Genomic DNA, 21,793 nt, shown 5'->3' on the forward strand with positions numbered 1-21,793 from the left:
ACCCACTTCCTATTTTTCTTTATTATGCAGCTCTAAAAAAGGTTCCCCGCTCCGGATCTTTCCGCGCTTTAAAATATGAACTTCCAGGCAGTCCGGAAGATCTGTGAAAAGAACCGGGGATGCCAAAGATGGAACTTTATCTTTAATTTCCTGAATATCTGCCTTCAAAAGCTTATCCCCGGTCCGTACATGATCCCCATCGTGCACAAAAGCCTCAAAGCTATCTCCTGATAACGATACTATATCGATTCCAACATGGATCAACATCTCATGTCCACCATCAGTCTGGAATCCGATTGCATGCTTTGTCGGGAATACAAATGTTACTGTCCCATCCGCCGGTGCGTACACATATTCATCATCCGGAATTACCGCCGCACCGTCTCCCATCATTTTTCCGGCAAATGCTTCATCCGGGACTTCCGAAAGCGGGATTACGGTTCCTGTCATGGGACTTTTTATAAGTTCATGACTATCACCTTCCTCACTTTCATCCCCGTACTTTTCCAGATACTCTTCCAGATCCGATTTGATGACCGACACCTGCGGACCATAGATGATCTGAACACCTTTTCCTTTTCTAATGACACCTGACGCCCCGGTCGCTTTTAATACGGACTCGTCTACTTTTTTCTCATCCTTTACGGTGCACCGAAGTCTCGTCGCACAGCAGTCCACATCCGTGATATTGTCCGGCCCGCCAAGCCCCTTAAGGATCTCCCCGGAACGTGTTCCCGTCTTCCCCGCAGATTTTTCCCTGCCGGCCTGTCCGGGACCAGTTCCTTTTCTCTCTTCCTTCCTCTGCTCCACATCGCTTCTCGTATAGAGCTTCGCCGCAGCCCCCACTTCCCGCCCCGGCGTCTTATAGTCAAGTTTCCGGATCAGAACCAGGAACACCGCACAGTACATGAGAAAATAGAAGACTCCGACCACAACGATCCAGAGCCACCCGGTCTTTTTGTTTCCTTGAAGGATTCCAAACAGAAACAGATCGATGAGCCCACCGGAGAATGTCATTCCGACTCCAACGTCGAGCATGTGCATCAGCATGTACGCCAGTCCTGCGAACACGCAGTGGATCCCGTAGAGAAGCGGCGCGGTAAAGAGGAATGTAAACTCCAGCGGCTCTGTGATCCCCGTGAGCATGGAGGTCAGTGCTGCAGAGAGGAGAAGTCCCGAGACCTCCTTTTTCTTTTCCGGCAGCGCCGCCTGGTACATGGCCAGGGCCGCTCCCGGAAGTCCGAAGATCATAAGCGGGAACTTTCCTGCCATAAATCTTGTGGCTTCCACGGAAAATCTTGTCGTTTTGGGATCCGCAAGCTCCGCAAAGAAAATGTTCTGAGCACCTTCCACGATTTTTCCGCCGATCTCCATGGTGCCGCCCACTGCGGTCTGCCAGAACGGGATATAAAACACATGGTGCAGGCCGAAGGGGATCAGGGCACGCTCCATAAAGCCGTAAAACCATGTTCCAGGATACCCGGAGCGGAGCACGAAGCCGCCGACTCCTGAGATCGCCGCCTGGACCGGCGGCCAGATAAAGTACATGAGAATGCCCACGAGGACATAGAACAGAGCGCTCACGATGGGGACGAATCTTGTCCCGCCGAAGAAGGACAGCACCTGTGGGAGCTCGATCCTGTAATACCGGTTGTGGAGCCATGCGGTCCCAAGTCCCACCAGGATTCCGCCGAACACCCCCATCTGCAGGGACTGGATCCCCGCCACCATGGCACCGGCCCCCTCTTTTAAGGCATCCGTCCCACCGTTTACCGCGATCATCGCACCGATGGCCGCATGCATGACGAGAAAGGAGATGACCGCCGCCAGCGCAGCCACTTCCTTCTCCTTTTTTGCCATGCCGATGGCGATGCCCATGGCAAACAGGATCGGAAGGTTCGCGAACACGATATCCCCCGCCTGACTCATCACCGTGAACAATGCGTTCCAGAAGGTTCCCGGTCCCATGATCCGCGTGAGCCCGTACGTTTCAAGCATCGTGGTATTCGAGAAGGAACCGCCGATGCCAAGCAATAGTCCCGCCACGGGCAGCAGTGCGATCGGCAGCATAAACGACCTCCCGATCCTCTGCAGGACGCCAAAGACCTGATCTTTCATGAATCTCACCCTTTCGTTTCTTTATTAAGAAAAAAGTTCCGGAAAGTGGTACCGGAACTTTCTTACCTGGGTTATTATGGGGAGATTTCTGAAATTCTATCCATGTTTCCCGCCTTTAGTCAGTCGTTGGAGCTTCACTCTCCTCCGGCTGTTCTAAATTTTCTGTTCGTTCTGAGCTCTCTGGAATTCCGGGGTCCTTCATATTATAGACTCTCGTCCACTCTTTCGTCCCTTCCACCTTCACCGTCTCACTCTGGTTCATCCGCAGGAATTTCACAATCTCGTAGCAGTTGATCCAGATCTCGTTATTTCCTTCTTTCTGTGACTCATCAAAAATGAGCTGGATCCCGAAGTGAAGGTGCGGTGTCGTGATATTGTTTGTATTCTCCGTGGTGCTGTACCCGGTCCTGCCGAGATATCCGATCACATCGCCCGCCGTCACGATACTGCCCTCTTTTAAATTCGACTGATACGGGTAGTTCTGGCGCAGATGGGCGTAATAGTAATACCTCTTTTTATCAAAACTCCGTATTCCGATCCGCCAGCCGCCGTACTGGTTCCAGCCCAGAGCCTCCACATACCCGGATTCCACCGCGATCACCGGCGTCCCCACCTGTCCCATCATGTCATGGCCCAGGTGCTTCCTCTTAAATCCGTAGGACCGGGACGCGCCGAAATCGTCAAAATCGCTGTAGGGAAAGTTTTTCGCGATCGGTGAGAACACCTTCAGACCATATTTTCTGAGCCAGACCTTATTATTGCCGCTCTCCTGCTCAAAATACCCCACCATGCCATCCAGGACCGCCCCATATGCCTCCCGGTAATAAGCATAATACTTCATGTCCTTTGTGATTTCCTCCATTGCCGCCCCGGACTTCAGTTTCTCCACCACCGCGTCCAGATCCGCCTGCCGGAACCGCTCAAAATCTCCGCCATATTTCGCCCCGAGATATGCCAGCAGCTCCACCCAATTAAAATGCACCTCTTCCTGCACCGTCCCCATGTCCAGCCGGAACGCCTTCTCCATCACGTCCGCCGGAACATTAAATTCCACCCAGTGGATATATTTTTTCTTTTGGCTGTCCCCCGCTTCCCCGGCTTTTTCAGGCTCCCCAGCCCGACTGCCTTCACCGCTCTTCTCCATCACCGCATATGTATTCTCCGCCGCCGCTTTTCTGCTCTGAACGCACAGGGAAACCGTCAAAATAAAAAGGATCACCAGCTGTGCCCCGATCACTGCTGCCGATCCCGAATGCTCTTTTTTCCTCATGGCACACTCTCCTTCCCACATACATCCCAGTGTATGCGGACAGGCAGAGAATTATGCCATGAAACCTATATCTCCCCACGGCGGATCTTCAAAACTTCCTCCACCGCAAGCTTCACATACTCCCCCATAGAAATATCCCTGCAGCCCACGACAAAGTGCTGGCAGCGGTTTACGGGGATCAGAACTTTTTTGGCTGGGCTCTGACCGATAGCGACGGCCATTTTGGGCGTAACCTCACCCATGAGGGAATCGGCAATGACGATTCCCATGGGGCCGACGATAATGTCGGCGGTGCGGCTTGTGACTACCGCCGGGTTTTCCCCTGTGGCGCCGGCATCCGCCCCCGCCTTCAGCATTGCTGCTGTGGCAATGCTGTTCGTTCCGATCGCCAGGATCTCATCTTCCGGGCAAAGCTTCTTTAACTGTTCCACCAGGCCTTTGCCCATCTTTCCGCCCTGACCGTCTATTACCATGATCGTCATGTGTTTCTTGTTCTCCTTTGTCTGAATGATAGCATTGACTCACCGCGCTCAATCCGGAGCGCCTTCTAATTCCTTCAGCTTCTCATATAAAAACGTATTCACAGGAAGAGAAAATCCCTCTTTCTTTGCGATCTTAAGCATCGTTCCCGCGAACAGGTCCACCTCTGTCGGGCGTCCTGCCAGAACATCCTGGCACATGGAGGTATGTCCCTCCGGGTTTAAGGTCGCAAGAAGCTCCAGCCAGTAATCGATGTCCGCCTCCGTAAGATCAATGTCCTGGGTGTCCGCCACACGGAGAACCTCCCGCATGGCCTCGATCATCATGGTACGCGCCTCTCCCTCTTTCTGGATCAGGCTGTATGGCGCACCGTAGACCGCTGTCACCTGATTCACACCGGTGTTTAACATGAGCTTGTTCCACTGTTCCCGAAGAATATCATCCGGAACCTTGTAGGCCAGCACCGTCCGGTCAAAAAGCTCCGTCACCGCCTTCAGCTTCTCATCATGGCTCCTGTCCTTATTTCCGATGGTGATATAACCCATATTTTTGTAGGTGACCTCATTTCCGTCCTTTCCTGCGTCCATGCCCTGCACGCAGGCGTAGAGCACATGATCCGCGCCGTAGGCTTTCTCGATCATCTCCTCGCTGGAAATTCCATTGAGTACCGACAAGAACAGGGTATGCTCCCCGACAAACGGCTTCACGGTCTCAAGCGCGCTCTCCATTCCCATGAACTTCACCGCAAAGATAATGAGATCCGCCGTCACCGCCTCCGCCGGAGACCGGTAGGAAAATCCACAGGCTTCCCCGTTGCAGACCATATCCGCGCTCCGGTAGCGGTTTACGCGCCCCTCATCCGCGATAAAAAAGACATTCTCATTTCCCATCCGTTTTTTCAGATAATTTCCGTACATGACGCCGAGAGCGCCCTGTCCGACAATTCCGATCTTTTTGATCTCCATAACTTAAAACTTCCTTCCTCCGCCGCCATGGCTGCTTCCTCCATAGCTGTGGGTGGATGATCTTCCGCCGCCGGAAAAGCTTCCTCCGCCTGACCCCGGTCTGTTATTCTTTTGTGTCTGGATCACCTGCTGGGTGATATAGGATGTCAGCAATGCATCTGCCAGGACATTCCCCATGGTGAACCGGCTGTCTCTCCGGTAAGAGAGTTTAAAGTTTGCGGCCATCCGCTTATCTTCCCCGTGAAGACCGTAGCTTCGAAGTACCGATGCCACCGCAGTACCCCCGCAGACCGCCGCCACGCCGAGGGCGATCAGGATCTCATACCATTCGATATGGTGATAACGGCTGATCTTTCCCGTCTCCGTGTCATAGTTGTACTGATCTCTTGAAATCCCGTTGGAATAGCACTTTTCCGTATCCGTCAGAAACGCCGCCGCTGCCCCGTAGTAATCGGCATCTGCCGCGTAATTATAAACATCGTCCAGAACATCATTGATGCGGCTGTCCGTCATGTAACGGATCATCTGTCCGTTTGTAGATATGTAGAGTTCCCTGTTATCCATATCGATGAGAAACAGGATTCCCGAGTGGTCGGAACCGGTTCCGAAACCGCCTTCCATGTAAAATCCGTCCGCGAACACCTGGGCGGAGTCGGAATTCTCCTCGGTGGTGACGATGACTGCTTCCATCTTCATCGTATCTGAAAGGACCTGTGCCTGCCCGGAAAGCTGTTTCTCTTCCTCATCTGTAAACAGATCTGCCATGTCATAGACATCCGCGTAGCTCTCCGTTCCCTCTGCTATCTGATAAGCGTCCTCACCGGATGCAGCAAGGGCTGTTCCCGTCAAAAAAACTCCAAGAGCACCTGCTGCTAAGGCTGTTTTCACTAACGTCTTTGCCGCATGAGAAACTTTTTCCACTATGCCTGACTTTCTTCTGCTCTCCAGGCTGTTTCCCGTTATTTTTCCATTTATCTGCTTTGTTTTCATTACAGGAACCACCCCCCGATCATCAGAATCGCCGCAACCGGCACAAAAATCTCCAGGAACAGTTTCACAAGTTTTCCCTTCGCCACCGGGAGCTTTCCGCAGATCTTCCCTGTCTGCCCGTTCATGGCAAAGTAGTAGAGCTCGTCTTTTCCCGCCTTATCCCGGTAGGTCAGGATCCACACCGGAAGCAGGGCGTAGTGCCATCTCGCGTCCCGGATATTTGTGTCGCTCTGGTCCACCCGCACTGCGGAATACTGCCCCATAACATCAGCTTTCAGCTGCTCCACCGTGTACTGTTTTACCTCGCTCTCCACCTCCGGGGTCAGGGACTCTTTCTCCATGTCCCGCTTCTCCGCCTGAAAACCGGAGAGGTATCCCATATCAAAGGGCTGGAGTTTTTCCATGTCAAAAGGCAGGACGCCTTCCACGAGAGCGCTGTTATTCTTCTTAAGCGCGTTTCTCGTGACATTCTTTACATCAAGCTGTCCCGCGCGCTCCATCCGGTATTTTTTATGCTCCGTGTAGCGGATATTTCCCGTCACCCAGGTCCGGTTCTTCTCGCCTTCCGCCTGGATCCTTCCGTCGACCCTGCAGCTGTACATCAGGTACGGGAAGTACACACCAGAAAACTTCTCGATCTGGTCCTTCGAGAAGAAGTCGTCCGGGATATATTTTTTCTTCTTGATCCAGTCAAGGAATATCCCCGTTGCTTTCTTCTTGTCCATGGCAAAGGGGATCACATAGTCCGGCAGGAATTCGCCGGAAAGCTTTCCTGAAAGCACTACCGGGTTGTGACAGTAGTAACAGAATGTTGCCGCCGTCGTTGCGTCCGTCACGACCTCCGCGCCGCAGCTCGGGCAGATATAGACCAGGGCATCCTCGTTCTGATTCGTGCTGCCCGCGTTATTATTCTGTGCTGTATCTGCCGCACTGCTTTCCTCCTGCGTGCCGCTGGTCTCCGTAGATTTTAACGCCGCGGCTTCCATCTCTTCTTTCGTAAATTCCGACATGCAGAACTCACAGCAGAACTTCTGCTTCTTCGGATCAAAGACCACCGAGCCGCCGCAGTTGGGGCATTTATAACTTACAAGTGCCATTTTCTTTCCCCCTGTATCTGGCTTAAGCTTCCCATCTGCCCTAAAAGGCAGCCAGGAAGCTTACATTTTTTACTGTCTCGGTTTTCCGCAGTTCGCACAGAAGTTTCCTTTATTTTCCTGTCCGCAGGAGCAGGTCCAAACGGCATCCGGGCGTTTCTTTCCGCAGTTGGAGCAGAAATTGCCTGTATTCTCCTGTCCGCAGCTGCAGGTCCAGGATCCGCTCTCCTCCGGTTTCTTCTTTCCGCAGTTGGAGCAGAAGTTTCCGGTATTTCCTTCCTGTCCGCAGGAACAGGTCCATCCGGATAACGGTGCCATCTTCGCCGGACCGCCGGATGCCTGCTGTGCCTGGTCTGCCATAGCAGGATTTCCCTGCTGTCCCTGTCCGGCTGCCATGTTAAACAACCCCTGGGTGTTGAATCCGCCGTTCTGGGCTGCCATATTCATTCCCGCAAATGCCATCATCGGTCCTGTGGAGGTATTCTTTGCCGCGCTCTGCATCGACTCAGCCTGTGCGCTGACTAAATGCGCCGCCGCCATTCCCGGGTTTCTGAATGTGGCATTTCTCTGGAGTTCCTTGATCATCGCCTCATCTTCCTCAGAGGCCTTCACGGAGCTCACACCGATCTTGCTCACAGTAATTCCGTATACATCGTCCCAGCTGTCGGAGAGGATCTCGCGGAGCGCGTTCGCAAGCTCCACCGTATGACCCGGAAGCGCACTGTAGCGGACTCCCATCCCGGAGATTTTCGCGAAGGCCGGCTGCAGAGCTGTCAGAAGCTCGCTGCGGAGCTGGGAATCGATCTTATCTCTCGTGTAATCTTCCTCGATATTTCCACAGATGTTCTTATAGAAGAGGATCGGATCCACCATTCTGTAGGAATATTCGCCGTGGCAGCGGATCGCGATGTCCACGTCGAGGCCGATATTCTGGTCTACAACACGGAACGGGACTGCGTTCGCTGTGCCGTACTTGTTTCCGACGATCTCCTTCGTGTTGAAGAAGTAGACTCTCTGGTCCCTCGCCGTGTCGCCGCCCATGGTGAAACGCTTTCCAAACTGCTTAAAGCTGTCCCCGATGCTCTTTCCAAGGTTTCCGTAGAAAATACTCGGCTCTGCGGAGGTATCATAAACGAACTCACCGGCCTCCGCACATACCTCGACGATAGCGCCCTGGTCAACGATCATCATGCACTGTCCCTCGTTGACTGCGATGATGGAGCCGTTGGAGATCAGGTTGTCGCTGCCCTTTGTGTTATAGCTTCTCTTTGATTTCCGGTTCTCACCTTTCTTTACAAGAACGTCCGCCTCCATGGACGGGCAGTAAAAATACTCGCGCCACTGGTCTTCCAGCACACTCTTTAACGCGCCGGCACCAACTTTTAAAATACCCATATCCCGTTTCCTCCTTTTATCACTCACCGGTCGGATTCCTGGACAGCGGTTTTCGCCGCCTATACCCGCCGGTCCGGATTTTTCTGAAAATTATCCGATCCTATGATCTTTCAAGAACCTGATCTCCGCTGCATACCCCGGAAACTCATTCGGCGTCTCCAGGCAGAACGGCAGATTCCTCAGCGCCGGATGGTTGATCACCCGCACAATTGCCTCCGCGCCAATTTCACCTTCCCCGATCCGGGCGTGGCGGTCCTTCCCGGCTCCCCGGACATTCATGCTGTCATTTAAATGGACCGCTTTCAGGCGTTCAAGCCCCACAACACGGTCAAATTCCGCCAGCACTCCGTCGAGATCATTCACGATGTCATATCCGGCATCCCATACATGACAGGTATCCATACATACACCCATCTTATCAGAAAGTTCAACTCTGTCAAGAATTTCCCGAAGTTCCTCAAAACTTCTTCCGACCTCGCTGCCCTTTCCCGCCATGGTCTCCAGGAGCACCGTGGTGTGAAGCTCCGGCTTCAGGATCTCATTCAACATCTCCGCGATATAGGTGATTCCAACCTCCACACCCTGCTTCACATGGCTTCCCGGATGGAAATTGTAGAGGTTTCCGGGAACCGCCTCCATGCGCTCCAAGTCATCCGCCATGGTCCGCTTCGCGAAATCCCGGATCTTTTCATCCGCTGAGCAGCCGTTCAGTGTGTATGGCGCATGGGCCACCAGAGTCCCCAGCCCCAGCTCCTCTTTTAGTTTCAGGAACGCTGCGATGTCCTCATGGTCTAACGGCTTCGCGCTTCCGCCCCTGGGATTTCTTGTAAAAAACTGAAACGTCGTCGCGCCGATCTTTTCCGCGTCCTTTCCCATGGCAAGGAATCCCTTCGCCGAGGAAAGATGGCATCCGATATAAAACATTGTCTATGACCTCCGTCCTGTTCCTGTGGGCTTTCCAAAGGAACCTGTTTTTTTCGATCTCTCCGGCTTTAAGAAAAATACCGCTCCCCAGGTAAAAAGCACAGAGAGCACCGCCTGGATCACCAGACTGCAGAATACCCAGTGGTTTGTGATAAAATTTCCGCCGTTGTCACCGAGGAGATGTGTGATCGTAAAGTTTCCGCCGCCACCTGCCACCTGATTCTCCAAAAGCTCCGCGAACATGATTGCCGGATTCAGGAGAAGAAGGTATACCGACGCTCCGGAGCTCGCCTTCGGGATCGTCTCCCCGGAATTGAGCGCCATCGTGCTGATCTCTGTCTCGGAGATATTGAGGAGGAACACATTCAGCATGTATGTTCCAACGACAACAACTAACATGATCCCGTAAGTGATCACATTGGAGAATGTGGACCGCTTCATGAGGGAGGACGCGAAGATTCCGAGGCTTCCACAGTACAGCGCCCCCACCACATAGCTCACAAGAAGGATCATGAGATCCCCTGAGCTGATACTTCCATAGATAAAGGTCAGCATCAGGATCGGCAGACTCGATACCACTAAGATCATAAGCTGGGAGAATGCGGACATGAGCTTCCCGACAACGATCTCCACAGGACGGATCTTCGTGGTAAACATGAGTTCCAATGTGTGCCGCTCCCGCTCCCCGCTGATGCTGGCGGAGGTCAGAGCAGGCATGATAAACATCAGAAGCATAAATTCCAGCGCTGCCACAAAGGCGTAGAGCTGGAGAAAATTTTCATAGCGCACCGAGCCGCTGACCTTCACCTGGGCGATGCTCTGGTACATGTTTAAGAGTGCCACCACAGCCAGGATCCCGTTGAAGATCATGATGATGAGCGGAATCCGGAAGCTTCTCGAACGTACCAGCATTTCCCTCTTATAGACCGGATTATTCTTCACTCGTCATCACCACCTTTTCCATATCATGATCCGTGATCTGCATGAAGATGCTCTCAAGGTCACCAGGCTCTCTCCAGAATCCGCAGATTCCAATATTGTGGGCCACAAGTTTTGCAAGCAGCATCGCCTCAGCGTCTTTTCCGCCGTGGAATCCCACGACGATATCGTTTCCCTCCACCGTGATGGTCTGGACCTCCGGCTCCGTTCGGAGAAACTTCACCGCTTCCCAGACATTCTCCACAACCTGGATCCGGATCGGGTTAGAGTCATTCACCTTCTTTAAGATCTCCCCCATGTTTCCCGATAGGACGACCTTTCCGGCATCGATGATCCCGATATCCGTACACATCTGGGCCAGCTCTGAGAGGATGTGGGAGCTGACCACGATGGTTTTTCCCTCAGCGCAGAGTTCCTTTAAAAGCTCCTTAAACTCGATCCTGGCTCTCGGATCCATGCCGGACGTGGGCTCGTCTAAAACAAGGAGCTTCGGATCGTGGATCATGGCCCGCGCCAGGCAGAGTCTCTGTTTCATTCCCCTGGACAGGCTGTCCACAAAGAATTCCTCTTTTCCCGCGAGTTTTACCTGTTCCAGAAGCTTTGTGCACCGCTCTCTCGCCACAAGGCCGGAGAGTCCGTAGCAGGAGGCGAAAAAGTCCATGTATTCCCAGACTTTTAAGTTGTCGTAAAGTCCGAATTCATCCGGCACATAGCCGAACTCATTTTTCACCTGCCCGCTGTAGAGGAACGCGTCCTTTCCGCCGATCATGACGGTTCCCTCATCTGCTTTCAGGAGTCCCGTGATAATGCGGATCGCCGTGGTCTTTCCGGCTCCGTTCGGTCCGACAAAGCCATAGAGCGCCCCCTCCTCCACTTCCATATCAAGCCCGGAGAGAGCCTCAAAATTTCCGAATTTTTTTTTCAGTCCCTGTATCTTCAACATCAGCTTTCCCTCCCCGTCACCATCAGGAGTGGAAGTGTCTGGCTCACTCCGATTTCCGCATTGCTTCCGGCTGTGTAGCGGACCGTGATCTTTCCGTCGGCAGCGATATAATCTGCCAGCTCTTCCCTTGAGAAATCCTGTTTCCGGATATCCACCGGGTCATAGCTTCCTGTCTTTTCGTTGTAAAAACTCGTCTCCCCGGAGAATGGGCGGATATAGGAATACTGGTTGCCCTGGAAAAAGTCGTCGGACACCGGAAGAAATGAGAATTTCTCGATCACAATGTCCGTTCCCGGGTCATATTCCACCACCACCGGGTCTGTCCCGTAGAGGATCATGGAATTTCCATAATTTGCCCCTATACCGGAGGTCACGGATGGTTCCCGGATCTGACCGCAGCGGTAGACCTCGCCATCTGTTCCCATGGCGCAGTCGATCTTCTGGGTGTAGAAGGTCCTTCCGTCCCAGTTTTTTCCGAAGAGATCGTCGTTTCCCTCATAACCTTCCGGGAGGAACGCGCCGAAGCGCACCTCGCCATTGTAGGACGAGTAGTAACGATCCGTAAAGTATCCGCTGAGGTTGGATTTCTGGACATTTTTAATGTACTCCTCATCGGAGTCTTCCTGACGGTCCGGCGTTCCGGTCAGGGTGTCCGAAAGCATCCATGTCATGCCCAACGGCCATACCTTTAACGGCTCCCGGTTGAATTCCAGATACTGTCCCGGTTCCATGTTTCCAATGATCAGCACCTGGCCATAGAGATAGACTGCCGCGTTCTCAAGCGTCACAGGGAGCTTGTTCTCCACATGCCCCGTGATTGTCCCGTCCGACACAGCAAAGTCCGCCTCCACATTTCCAGCCCCCAGGTCTTTCTGCCGCTCCAGAAGGAAAAATCTGGAATCGAAGGCCTTGGACTTCCGACTCCAAAGCACGGTCTGGTCTGCCTCTTTCCGGATCCCGATGGATGCCTGGCGCTTTTTCGGGTAGTCTTCCAGCTGGTTCATGTCGTAGCGGGCGCTCCTCGTAAGGGGTGTGACCCTGTAATCCGTCGGAAGATCCACGGTAAATCCGCTGCTGTCCGGAGTCCGGACGTTTAAGAAGGTCATCTCCTCCGCGCTGTCCCCGGATGCGTCCAGGATCGTCGCTGTCGTGCAGAATTCACTGGTGAATCTCGTCTTAAAACCCATTCCCCAGATCACGACACAGGAGGCTGCGGAAAAAACAAGCACTGCAGTCCCGTAGTACCGGTTGATCCCACGCTTCTTTAAAAGAATATACAGCCCGGGTCCCACGATCACCAGATATCCCACAACGATGATCCCGTAGACCGCAAGATTGGGGATCCGTTCCCCGTTTCCCCCGCTGACAAGATTGTAGGCGTTCCAGTAATCAGCATCGCCGCCCTGGGAATAATAATAGATCGTATTCAGTTCATCCTCGTTAAAGATCTCACTGAGAAAATACGACGCGAAGGACGGGTTCTTTTTCGCAAAGCCGGAGAGATCCGACAGGCTTACCCCGTAGACACCGATGGTCCCCTTTCCGTACTTCATGGTCTTAAGAAGCGGCGTTCCATCCGTCACCATCCGCTCTTTGGCCCCGGAGATCACAGGTTCCGTGTAGGTCACGCGGACTTCCGAGTCCTCAGGACTGTTTTTCGTGTATTCCGTTCCCATGCCGACCAAGAGAACCTCCGGATCCCTTAAGCTGACCTTCGGCTCTGCCTCTCCCAGGATATCCAGGGTCTTATCCCTGTCTCTTCCCGTTCCGATAAGCAGTGTTCCGCCATTTTCCACCCATGTGAGGACGGCTTCTTTCTGGACATCATTCAGTGTCCGGCAGTCATATCCGTTTATGAGGAGCACATTAAACATGGAAAATCCCCGGGAATCTTCCGGGAAGTCTTCCCCTGGGATCTCAACGACCCGTGTGGTGAGCATTCCATAATTCAGCCCAATCCCGTCAATCCATGAGAGACTTCCTGACTTGTTCTCCAGGACACCTGCAAACAGACGGTTTTCGTCCTTAGAAACGTCAAATTCCATGGAGGTCTCCCCCATGGTCTTCTTCTTCCCGTCTTTTAATGTCAGGTGGATCGTCCCGCTCTTCTGTCCTAAGGGGACATAGAACTCCATCGTCTTCGTCTCCGCCGGTCCCACCTCTACTTGGTACGAATACTCGTATTCCTCCGTGCCTTCATCGTTATCACTCTCCAAAGTAGAGACAGTAAGTGTGCCGGAAAACGGTGCCTCCGTCTGGCCGTAGATGCTGACCTTTATGGGCACAAAGCTTCCGGGCTTCGCATTTCTTCCGTAAACTGCCGTGATGTCCACCGCCACCGGCACAGAATTCTGCGAGCTGGACTCCATGTTTGTGCTGAAGCTGTCCTGGTCCTGGGCAAAGGCCGGGAATGCCCCCGCGGACAGGACCAGGGCCGCAAGACAGCCAAACAGCAGCTGTTTCTTTTTATTTCTCATACATTCTTCCTATCATTGATCAACGGGTATCCCTGTTCAGTATTTTCGTTACAGTTCAGCCATGCGCTGATTTGAATGAGAAAGTGTGTTGCAAGCTTGCTTGCATAAGCACTTTTTCATCCAAATCAGCATATGGTGGAACCACCAGGCTTCTTGTTTTCATGAATATGAAAACAAGAAGATGTAATGGCTGAACTGTAACGTATTTTCAGCTGTTTTTCTGCCGTCAGAGCAGGAACTATGCGTTTTTGCTGAACAGCTGTTATCTCTCTTTACTGGATCATACCAAAATTTTCTTTATTCACATCAAAATCCACCTTCAGCTTCACCGTGAACACCGTTCCGTTCAGGTCGCTGGCCACGGAGATCGTTCCGCCGTGCATGTCCACGATATTCTTTGCGATGGCAAGACCAAGCCCCGTTCCGCCTGTCTTTGAGGACCTCGACTGCTCTACCCGGTAGAACTTGTTGAAGATCAACGGCAGTTCCTCCGCCGGGATCACATAGCCATAGTTCGTGACAGACACCGTGACGATATCGTCCTTCGCGAATACCTGGATCAGGACCTTCTTTCCCTCGGCACCGTACTTGATGGCGTTGTTGATCAGATTATCAAAAAGTCTCGCCAGAAGGTTTCCGTCCGCCGTGATGATCTGGGACGGGACATTGCTCTTGAGCTCATAAGTCAGGTCCTTGTCCGCGAAGCTCGGATAAAATTCCTCCAAAAGCTGCCCTAAGAGCTTTACGATATCCACCTTTCCAACATTCATGGATATCTTTCCGTAATTCATCTTCGTGAATCCGAACAGGTCCTCAATGAGTTTTTCCAGACGCTTTGCCTTCACATAGGCGATATCGATATACTTTTTCTGCATATCCAGGCTGATGGCCGGTCCGGAAGACAGGAGTTCCAGATAACCGATAATGGAAGTCAACGGTGTCCTTAAGTCGTGGGCCACGTTCGTGATCAGCTCATTCTTCGTCCGCTCCGACTCTCGTTCCTTATCCATGAGCTTCCGGATATCCGCTTCCATCCGGTTCAGGTTCGATGCCATGGCGGAGAACTCGTTGTCCCCCACCACCTCGATCTGGGTGTTTAAGTCACCCTCGGAGATATTCTGGATCGCCACCGCGATCTTCCCTATATACTTCATATTTTTCTTCTCGATCATGAGAAACGCCAGCGCAAAGATCCCGATTCCAACGATCACATAGAGGATCGTGGTGATCGTACCCATCTTAAAGATCTGCAGGATCAACAGATTCGCGTATCTGGTCTGGTCCAGGTACGCCAGAAGGAAGTTCATATTCATGATGAGGAACGCGTCCACCAGACATGCGATCAGGGCACTGTAACAGATGTTCACCGCGATCTGCCTGTAAAAGCTTCTGCTCCAATCATTTTTCAATTTTGTATCCTACCCCCCAGACCGTTGTGATGATCTTATCCTGTCTCGTGTCCTCTTTCATTTTTCCGCGGAGTCTCCGGATATGTACCATGACGGTGTTGTTTGCCTCGTATACTTTCTCGTTCCATACCTTCTCAAAGATCTCGTCGGTGCTGAACACCCGGCCGGGATTCGATGCCAGAAGGTACAGGATATCGAACTCGATGGGCGTCAGCTTGATCTCCTCTCCGTAGACAACGACCTTGTGGTTATCTTTATTGATGGAGAGGCCACGGATCGAGATCTCGTTCTTTGCCGCTTTTCCGGTGCTGCTGTTAGGGTTTAACTGGGTGTAGCGGCGGAGCTGGGATTTCACGCGGGCCGTGAGCTCCAGCGGGTTGAACGGCTTTACCACATAATCGTCCGCGCCGGTTCCCAGACCCAGGATCTTGTCGAGATCCGTGGATTTTGCGCTCAGCATGATGATCGGAATGTTGTTGGTCTCGCGGATCTTCCTGCACATCTCAAGACCGTCCATTCCCGGCATCATAATGTCTAAGAGTACCAGATGGATCTCCTCCTGATCCAGGATCTCCAGCCCCTCTTTCGCGTTATTTGCCTTAAATACTTTATATCCATCGCTGACCAGATAGATCTCTACAAGGTCCGCGATCTCTTTTTCATCATCCACTACCAGGATATTGATCTGCTCCATGATTTTTCCTCCTTTTAGACTTATTCCTAATACCCCTATCGTATCATATTTCGACCTTTTTTTCCTTACTTTTTTCTGAAAACTAATGAGTAATTGTTACAATTTTTTCCGTTCTCTGGAAGGTTTCCGAAAAACAGCGAACTTTGCTCAATAAATGCCATGTCTCATGTATACGCGCATTTAGGCTCATTATCTGTGTATAAAAGAGGCAGCAGAACTACTCTAAAAAGAATATGTCCCACTGCCTCATTTTAGATTTCATGTAACTGTTCAGTAGGTCTGCGCACTTGCTGCGCTGACCGTAAGAAAACAATTCTGTTTTCTCCCAACAGTACTCTTACAGCCCTAACTCCTCAAACACGCCCTTCAGGATGATCTTCACAGAACCATCCTCCAGCACCTTGTGAAGTCCGCTGTATTTCAGAAGGTCGAAGTATCCCATGGATCCGCCCGCTGCGCAGAGCTTATAATAATCTGCCCAGGCTGCCTTCCGGTCTTCCTTCATCTTTGTGTAGAACTCAAAGGCGCCCATCTGTGCCATCGCGTAATCTACATAGTAGAACGGATACAGGAAGATATGCTGCTGTTTGATCCAGAATGCTCCACTCTCGAGGAACTCATTTCCTGCATAATTTCTCCAGGGCATGTAGATCTTCTCCAGACCGCTCCAGACTGCTCTCCGCTCCATTGTGGTCATTTCCGGATTTTCAAATACCTTATGCTGATATTCGTCTACGCAGAGCATATACGGGATCTTCATAAGAGCGTCTGCCAGATGCTCTTTGCGGTATTCCTCCGCCTTATCTCCAAAGAAATTCTCCATCCACGGATAAGTCCAGAGTTCCATGCTCATGGAATGGATCTCATTGATCTCACTGGTGGAATGACATAATTCCGGGGTCTTCTGGTATTTTGCCGCTGTAAATCCTGCAAACGCGTGACCGGCCTCATGGGTCAGAACATTGACATCTGCGTCGGTTCCGTTAAAGTTTGAAAAAATAAACGGTGCATGATACTGCGGAAGTATCGTACAGTATCCGCCGGCGCGTTTTCCGTGCTTGGAGTCCAGATCGAAAAGCTCGTACTCCATCATGAAATCAAAGAACTCTCCGCTCTCCTTGGAAAGCTCACGGTACATCTTCTGGGCTTCGCCGACAAGATATTCCTTATCTCCGATCGGAACCGGATTTCCGGACGGAGAAGCGATGGATTCGTCATAATAATAGAGTGTATCGATCCCAAGAGCTTCCTTCTGACGCTCGTACAGCTTTGCCGCTGCCGGAACCACGACCTCGCGGACCTGTTTCCGGAATACCTCCAGCTCCTTTTCCGTATAGTCAAAACGACGGCGGCGCAGATATCCCATCGGAATAAAGCTCTTAAATCCAAGCTTCTTTGCCATACCGGCACGGACCTTTACAAGACCGTCATAAACCTCCTCTAACGTCGGTGCAATTCCCTCATAGAGCTTTGCCCATGCCTCAAACGCCTCTTTTCTCTCCGCACGGTCTGTGCTCTGCATGATCTTTAAGAGTCCGTAGTTTCCGATCTGCTCTCCCTTAAATTCCACGGTAGCAGCTGCCTGCGTTTTCATAAAGCGGCTGACAAGCTCCGCCTCTTTCACCTGATCATCCACAATGGATTCGTCAGAAAGCTGTTTCTGGGCCTCCATGTTCTGGATCAGGATCGCGCCGAATTCTTTTTCCATCTCAGCCTTAAACGGAGATGCCACGATCACCTCGCCCATCTCTTTTTTCAGGATTTCATATTTCGGCATCTGGCTGTTGAAATATACCATCTCCGCCTCATAGAATTCATCTAAAAGATTGATCGTATTCCGAATATGGGCGACAGTCTTTGATGTCTCAAGCTCCGTGTCGGCTTCCACATAATCCATATAGGCATTCCGAAATTCCTCGTAGTTCTTTGCTTCCTTCAACACTGCGATATCCCCCGATACGCGCGCGAAGATTTTTTCCATGTCCGGACGGACATACTGAAGCTCTGCAAATTTTTTCATGATAAGTAACCCCTTTCCCCAAGTTTCTCATCCCGTTCCCTGCTGCCCGCAGGGGCGGGTGCCTAACTAAAGACTACCCCGTTCTTTTTTAAGAACTTCTTTACATTCTCATCCCACTCGTTCTCTAACGTCCTGTCCAAGGTAAACTGCTTCATGGACGTCCCCGTAACGCAGATCATCTCGTGGTTCTCATACTGGATATTGATGTAAAGCCCGCCGACCTGATCCGGATAGATTCCCGGGACTTTCCCGGCCACGAACCGGTCCCTGGCGGATGGAGGCATTTGAAATACAATGCGGAAGCTCTCCGGAAGCCGTTTTCCCTTGATTAAGGAGTAGCAGACCGGCTTTAAGGTCTTCCACGAAGAGTACTCTTCGATCCTGTTTTCTTCCAGTTCCTCTTCGGAAAAATAGCCCTGACGGACCTTTCCGTCGATCGTGAACTGGTTGTAGGTCACGATCTCCGCTTCCCGCACCAGAAATTTATCAAAGATCTCCCCGATGAAAAGCCCTGCCGTAAACGCTTTCTGCTCTTCGATCTTTAATGCAACCATTATTTACCTCCGCATGTTATTTCCCTGATTATGTCTGGAACTTTTCACCTGTTCCATATCTGTCCTGCTTAAAATAGTTACTGTTCACGCTTTGCGCAAACAGTAACTGATTTTGCCGATGCTTCGCATTCCGAATCGGCAAAATCCACTACCACCACTGTATTGTACGGAATTTTCAGTTCAGAAAATTCCTACCCGTGTACAGTAACTTAAAATATACTCTTATGTCATTACAGCTGTGCGGACCTGGTGAATATTTTTAAGCTGTTAACTGTCTGTACCTTTACATATTGTTTCAAATATCTCGAAAAAGTCCGCCGATGTCCTCTCTCCATCTGTTATCGAGAGATTCTTCCACAGGCTGTCATCCTTCGCGAGATGGACCTTCGCCGCGTACTCCGAGTAGGTCTCGTAAAACACCTCATTCCTCTTCTCCCGGACCATCTCTTCCTTCCGGACCTTTGTGGCAGCTTCATCGTAGTCGTTGACGCAGCGCAGGATATAATATTTTCCATCCGCCTCGATCACATCGCTGATCTCCCCTGTGGCCAGGGCGTAAGCAGCCTTTTCGTAAGCCTCCGGTCTCAAGCCTCTGGAGATTTTCTTCTCGATCTCCTGATCCTCGGAGACCTCCTTTGCAACGGTCATAAAGTCGGTTCCTTCCATCTGGACTTTCTTTAACGCCTCATCCGCCTTGTCCTTATCGGAGAGCACGATCTCATCCACGGTGATGACCTTCGCCTCGCTGTCGCTGACTTCCAGGTTGACGCTGCCCGTCAGCGTCTCCACCAGTTTTTCGGTCTTCCAGTAGTCTTCATATAAAGATTCTACCACATCTTTGTCGATTTCGGAACTCTCCCCGGCGTTTTTCAGTTCTTTCATGTACTGAGCCGCTGCCTGTTTTGCCAGTTCCCGCTCTTTTCCGGAGAGCGTGACTTTTTCCTCGTCCGCCATGCGGCTCATGGTCTTTAATTCCTTTAAGAAATCATGGATCTGGGACAGCAATGTCTCCTCGAAGGTAGTTCCAGACTCGTCCACCACCGTATCCCAGATCTTGTCTGTATATAATTCTTCATAACGGAGCCGCTCCGTGGTGACGATCACCATGGTCTCGGCTTTCCCGTACTCTCTTTCACTTTTTCTGCCAGAAAGCAGCGTTTCCTTCACGCCGCATCCGCAGACGACTGCTGCCGCGAGGACGACCGCCGCAAGCGTCCGTCCCCATCGGTTCCATTTTCCCATATTTCTGTCTCCACTTCTACACAGCGCCAAGTTCTTTCAATTTCTGGTACACTAAATGCACCGGAAGTCCCATCACATTCGCGTAGGATCCCTTTAATCCCTCAATATATCTCGCAAAAAATCCCTGGACCGCATAAGATCCCGCCTTGTCCATGGGCTCCTCGGAATCCGCGTACTCACGGATCTCCGCCTCTGTCATCGTGGACACGTTCACGTCCGTCTCATCGTAGAAAGAAACAACGGTATCTTCCTCTCCCGCAGTTCCTTTTTTCACGATGCACACGCCCGTATAGACCTGATGGCTGCGTCCCGCGAGTCTTTTTATCATCTCATATGCCTCTTCATGGCTCTTCGGTTTTCCGAGGATCTTTCCATCTGCCGCAACGACCGTATCAGATCCTAAGACTACCGCGCCTTCCGGCATATCTTCCGCAACATCAACGGCTTTCTGCTCCGCAAGGCTCATAACTACCACCGAGGGCTCATCCGATGTGATCTTCTCCTCCACGTGGCTCACGATGATCTCCGGGACGATTCCGATCTGCAGAAGCAGTTCTTTCCGTCTTGGGGAACCGGATGCCAGGATGATTCTCTTCTTTTCCATCTTGTTTTTCTTTCCTTTATGTCTTTCCTGCACGGACAGTTTTATACTCAAACTATCGCATTTTTCTATTTTATAGAAGAAAGAGGCGGTCTGACATAAGATCCAGCCGCCTCATCCTGTCCTAATCACTGATTTTTCCAGTAATTAGAAGCTTAATTTTTCCTCAAAATAGCTCTTTAACTCTGCGATCGGGATACGAACCTGCTCCATGGTATCTCTGTCACGAACGGTTACAGCTCCGTCTGTCTCAGAATCAAAGTCATAGGTTACGCAGAATGGCGTACCGATCTCATCCTGTCTTCTATAACGTTTACCGATATTTCCTCTGTCATCGAACTCACAGTTATAGTACTTGGAAAGCTCTGCATATACCTTCTCTGCACCCTCGTTTAACTTCTTGGATAACGGAAGGATACCAACCTTCACCGGTGCAATCGCCGGATGGAAGTGCATAACGGTACGCACATCTCCGCCCTCTAATTCTTCTTCGTCGTATGCGGAGCAGAGGAATGCAAGTGTCACACGGTCTGCACCAAGAGACGGCTCGATTACATACGGAATGTATTTCTCATTTACTTCATCATCAAAGTAAGACATATCCTGACCGGATACATTCTGATGCTGCGTCAGGTCATAATCGGTTCTGTCTGCGATTCCCCAAAGCTCTCCCCAGCCGAACGGGAATAAGAACTCAAGGTCTGTGGTTGCCTTACTGTAGAAGCAAAGCTCTTCCGGAGAATGGTCGCGGGCGCGCATCTCGTCCGGCTTGATGCCGAGATCCTGCAGCCACTTGATACAGTACTGTTTCCAGTATGCGAACCAGTCAAGGTCTGTACCCGGTTTGCAGAAGAACTCTAACTCCATCTGCTCGAACTCTCTGGTACGGAATGTGAAGTTACCCGGTGTAATCTCGTTACGGAAGGACTTACCGATCTGTCCGATACCGAACGGAACTTTCTTTCTGGATGTTCTCTGTACGTTCTTGAAGTTTACGAAGATACCCTGTGCTGTCTCCGGTCTCAAGTAAACCGTGTTCTTTGCATCCTCGGTAACGCCCTGGAATGTCTTGAACATTAAGTTGAACTGACGGATATCAGTAAAGTCATGCTTTCCGCAGCTTGGACACGGGATCTGGTTATCATCGATATACTTCTTCATCTGCTCCTGGCTCCAGCCGTCGATCGGAGTCTCCGGCTCAACGCCTTTCTCTGCCATGTAGTCCTCGATGAGCTTGTCGGCACGGAAACGCTCTTTACATGCCTTACAGTCCATTAACGGATCGGAGAAACCGCCGATATGTCCGGATGCTACCCATGTCTGGGAGTTCATTAAGATCGCGCAGTCAACACCTACGTTGTACGGATTCTCCTGAACGAATTTCTTCCACCATGCGCGCTTTACGTTATTCTTAAGCTCTACGCCCAGATTGCCGTAATCCCATGTGTTTGCAAGACCTCCGTAAATCTCGGAACCCGGATATACAAAGCCTCTGGATTTCGCAAGTGCTACAATTTTTTCCATTGTCTTTTCCATTGTGACTCTCCTCTTGATCTCTTTCTGTCCGTGCTGGTCTGCGCGGCAGAGTAATTCTTCTATTGTAACTGTCCAGCCCTTCAAACAGTGTTTTCTTACGGCCGGCGCAGGAAAACGCGCAGACCAGCTGAACAGTTTTTCA

18 protein-coding genes are annotated in these 21,793 nt (G+C 51.3%); all 18 read right to left on the bottom strand.

Annotated elements, in window-relative coordinates; translation table 11 throughout:
- Positions 1 to 9 precede the first annotated feature (9 nt).
- Positions 10 to 2,118, bottom strand: coding sequence for a PTS sugar transporter subunit IIABC (locus tag ABCW45_RS10640; RefSeq protein WP_343220815.1), 2,109 nt, complete (start codon positions 2,116 to 2,118; stop codon positions 10 to 12).
- Positions 2,119 to 2,233: 115 nt separating this feature from the next.
- Complete coding sequence (locus tag ABCW45_RS10645) at positions 2,234 to 3,388, bottom strand: M23 family metallopeptidase (protein WP_343220816.1); 1,155 nt, start codon at positions 3,386 to 3,388, stop codon at positions 2,234 to 2,236.
- Between the two features lie 65 nt (positions 3,389 to 3,453).
- Positions 3,454 to 3,870, bottom strand: coding sequence for a DUF3842 family protein (locus tag ABCW45_RS10650; protein ID WP_343220817.1), 417 nt, complete (start codon positions 3,868 to 3,870; stop codon positions 3,454 to 3,456).
- Positions 3,871 to 3,918: 48 nt separating this feature from the next.
- Complete coding sequence (locus tag ABCW45_RS10655) at positions 3,919 to 4,833, bottom strand: ketopantoate reductase family protein (RefSeq protein WP_343220818.1); 915 nt, start codon at positions 4,831 to 4,833, stop codon at positions 3,919 to 3,921.
- A gap of 3 nt (positions 4,834 to 4,836) precedes the next feature.
- The gene (locus ABCW45_RS10660) at positions 4,837 to 5,823 is read right to left on the bottom strand and encodes a TPM domain-containing protein (RefSeq protein WP_343220819.1); all 987 of its coding nucleotides are present in this window, start codon (positions 5,821 to 5,823) and stop codon (positions 4,837 to 4,839) included.
- On the bottom strand, positions 5,823 to 6,920 hold the full coding sequence (locus ABCW45_RS10665) for a TFIIB-type zinc ribbon-containing protein (RefSeq protein ID WP_343220820.1): 1,098 nt from the start codon (positions 6,918 to 6,920) through the stop codon (positions 5,823 to 5,825). Before ABCW45_RS10665 ends, ABCW45_RS10660 begins: the two co-directional genes overlap by 1 nt.
- A gap of 69 nt (positions 6,921 to 6,989) precedes the next feature.
- Positions 6,990 to 8,312 (bottom strand): SPFH domain-containing protein, encoded by a 1,323-nt coding sequence (locus ABCW45_RS10670; RefSeq protein ID WP_117470610.1) that lies wholly within the window; start codon positions 8,310 to 8,312, stop codon positions 6,990 to 6,992.
- A 90-nt stretch (positions 8,313 to 8,402) separates the two neighbouring features.
- Positions 8,403 to 9,236: a deoxyribonuclease IV gene (locus ABCW45_RS10675; protein ID WP_343220821.1), complete on the bottom strand. Its 834-nt coding sequence runs from the start codon at positions 9,234 to 9,236 to the stop codon at positions 8,403 to 8,405.
- A gap of 3 nt (positions 9,237 to 9,239) precedes the next feature.
- Positions 9,240 to 10,178, bottom strand: coding sequence for an ABC transporter permease (locus tag ABCW45_RS10680; protein ID WP_117470609.1), 939 nt, complete (start codon positions 10,176 to 10,178; stop codon positions 9,240 to 9,242).
- Complete coding sequence (locus tag ABCW45_RS10685) at positions 10,168 to 11,118, bottom strand: ABC transporter ATP-binding protein (protein ID WP_015554992.1); 951 nt, start codon at positions 11,116 to 11,118, stop codon at positions 10,168 to 10,170. The genes ABCW45_RS10680 and ABCW45_RS10685 overlap by 11 nt, the downstream gene beginning before the upstream one ends.
- Positions 11,118 to 13,595, bottom strand: a complete 2,478-nt coding sequence (locus ABCW45_RS10690; RefSeq protein ID WP_117470608.1) for a hypothetical protein — start codon at positions 13,593 to 13,595, stop codon at positions 11,118 to 11,120. Before ABCW45_RS10690 ends, ABCW45_RS10685 begins: the two co-directional genes overlap by 1 nt.
- A gap of 272 nt (positions 13,596 to 13,867) precedes the next feature.
- Positions 13,868 to 15,004: a sensor histidine kinase gene (locus tag ABCW45_RS10695; RefSeq protein WP_117470607.1), complete on the bottom strand. Its 1,137-nt coding sequence runs from the start codon at positions 15,002 to 15,004 to the stop codon at positions 13,868 to 13,870.
- The gene (locus ABCW45_RS10700) at positions 14,994 to 15,698 is read right to left on the bottom strand and encodes a response regulator transcription factor (RefSeq protein ID WP_015554994.1); all 705 of its coding nucleotides are present in this window, start codon (positions 15,696 to 15,698) and stop codon (positions 14,994 to 14,996) included. The genes ABCW45_RS10695 and ABCW45_RS10700 overlap by 11 nt, the downstream gene beginning before the upstream one ends.
- Before the next feature lie 337 nt (positions 15,699 to 16,035).
- On the bottom strand, positions 16,036 to 17,718 hold the full coding sequence (locus ABCW45_RS10705; RefSeq protein ID WP_343220822.1) for a M3 family oligoendopeptidase: 1,683 nt from the start codon (positions 17,716 to 17,718) through the stop codon (positions 16,036 to 16,038).
- 62 nt (positions 17,719 to 17,780) lie between these two features.
- Positions 17,781 to 18,272, bottom strand: coding sequence for a DUF5721 family protein (locus ABCW45_RS10710; RefSeq protein ID WP_021905303.1), 492 nt, complete (start codon positions 18,270 to 18,272; stop codon positions 17,781 to 17,783).
- 267 nt (positions 18,273 to 18,539) lie between these two features.
- Positions 18,540 to 19,514: a peptidylprolyl isomerase gene (locus ABCW45_RS10715; protein ID WP_343220823.1), complete on the bottom strand. Its 975-nt coding sequence runs from the start codon at positions 19,512 to 19,514 to the stop codon at positions 18,540 to 18,542.
- A 16-nt stretch (positions 19,515 to 19,530) separates the two neighbouring features.
- Complete coding sequence (locus ABCW45_RS10720) at positions 19,531 to 20,118, bottom strand: Maf family protein (RefSeq protein ID WP_165860005.1); 588 nt, start codon at positions 20,116 to 20,118, stop codon at positions 19,531 to 19,533.
- Between the two features lie 144 nt (positions 20,119 to 20,262).
- Positions 20,263 to 21,651, bottom strand: coding sequence for a glycine--tRNA ligase (locus ABCW45_RS10725; protein WP_117470602.1), 1,389 nt, complete (start codon positions 21,649 to 21,651; stop codon positions 20,263 to 20,265).
- Positions 21,652 to 21,793 lie beyond the last annotated feature (142 nt).

It is taken from the genome of Pilosibacter fragilis (genome assembly GCF_032490495.1).
In the GTDB taxonomy this organism is placed as follows: Bacteria; Bacillota; Clostridia; order Lachnospirales; family Lachnospiraceae; genus Pilosibacter; species Pilosibacter fragilis.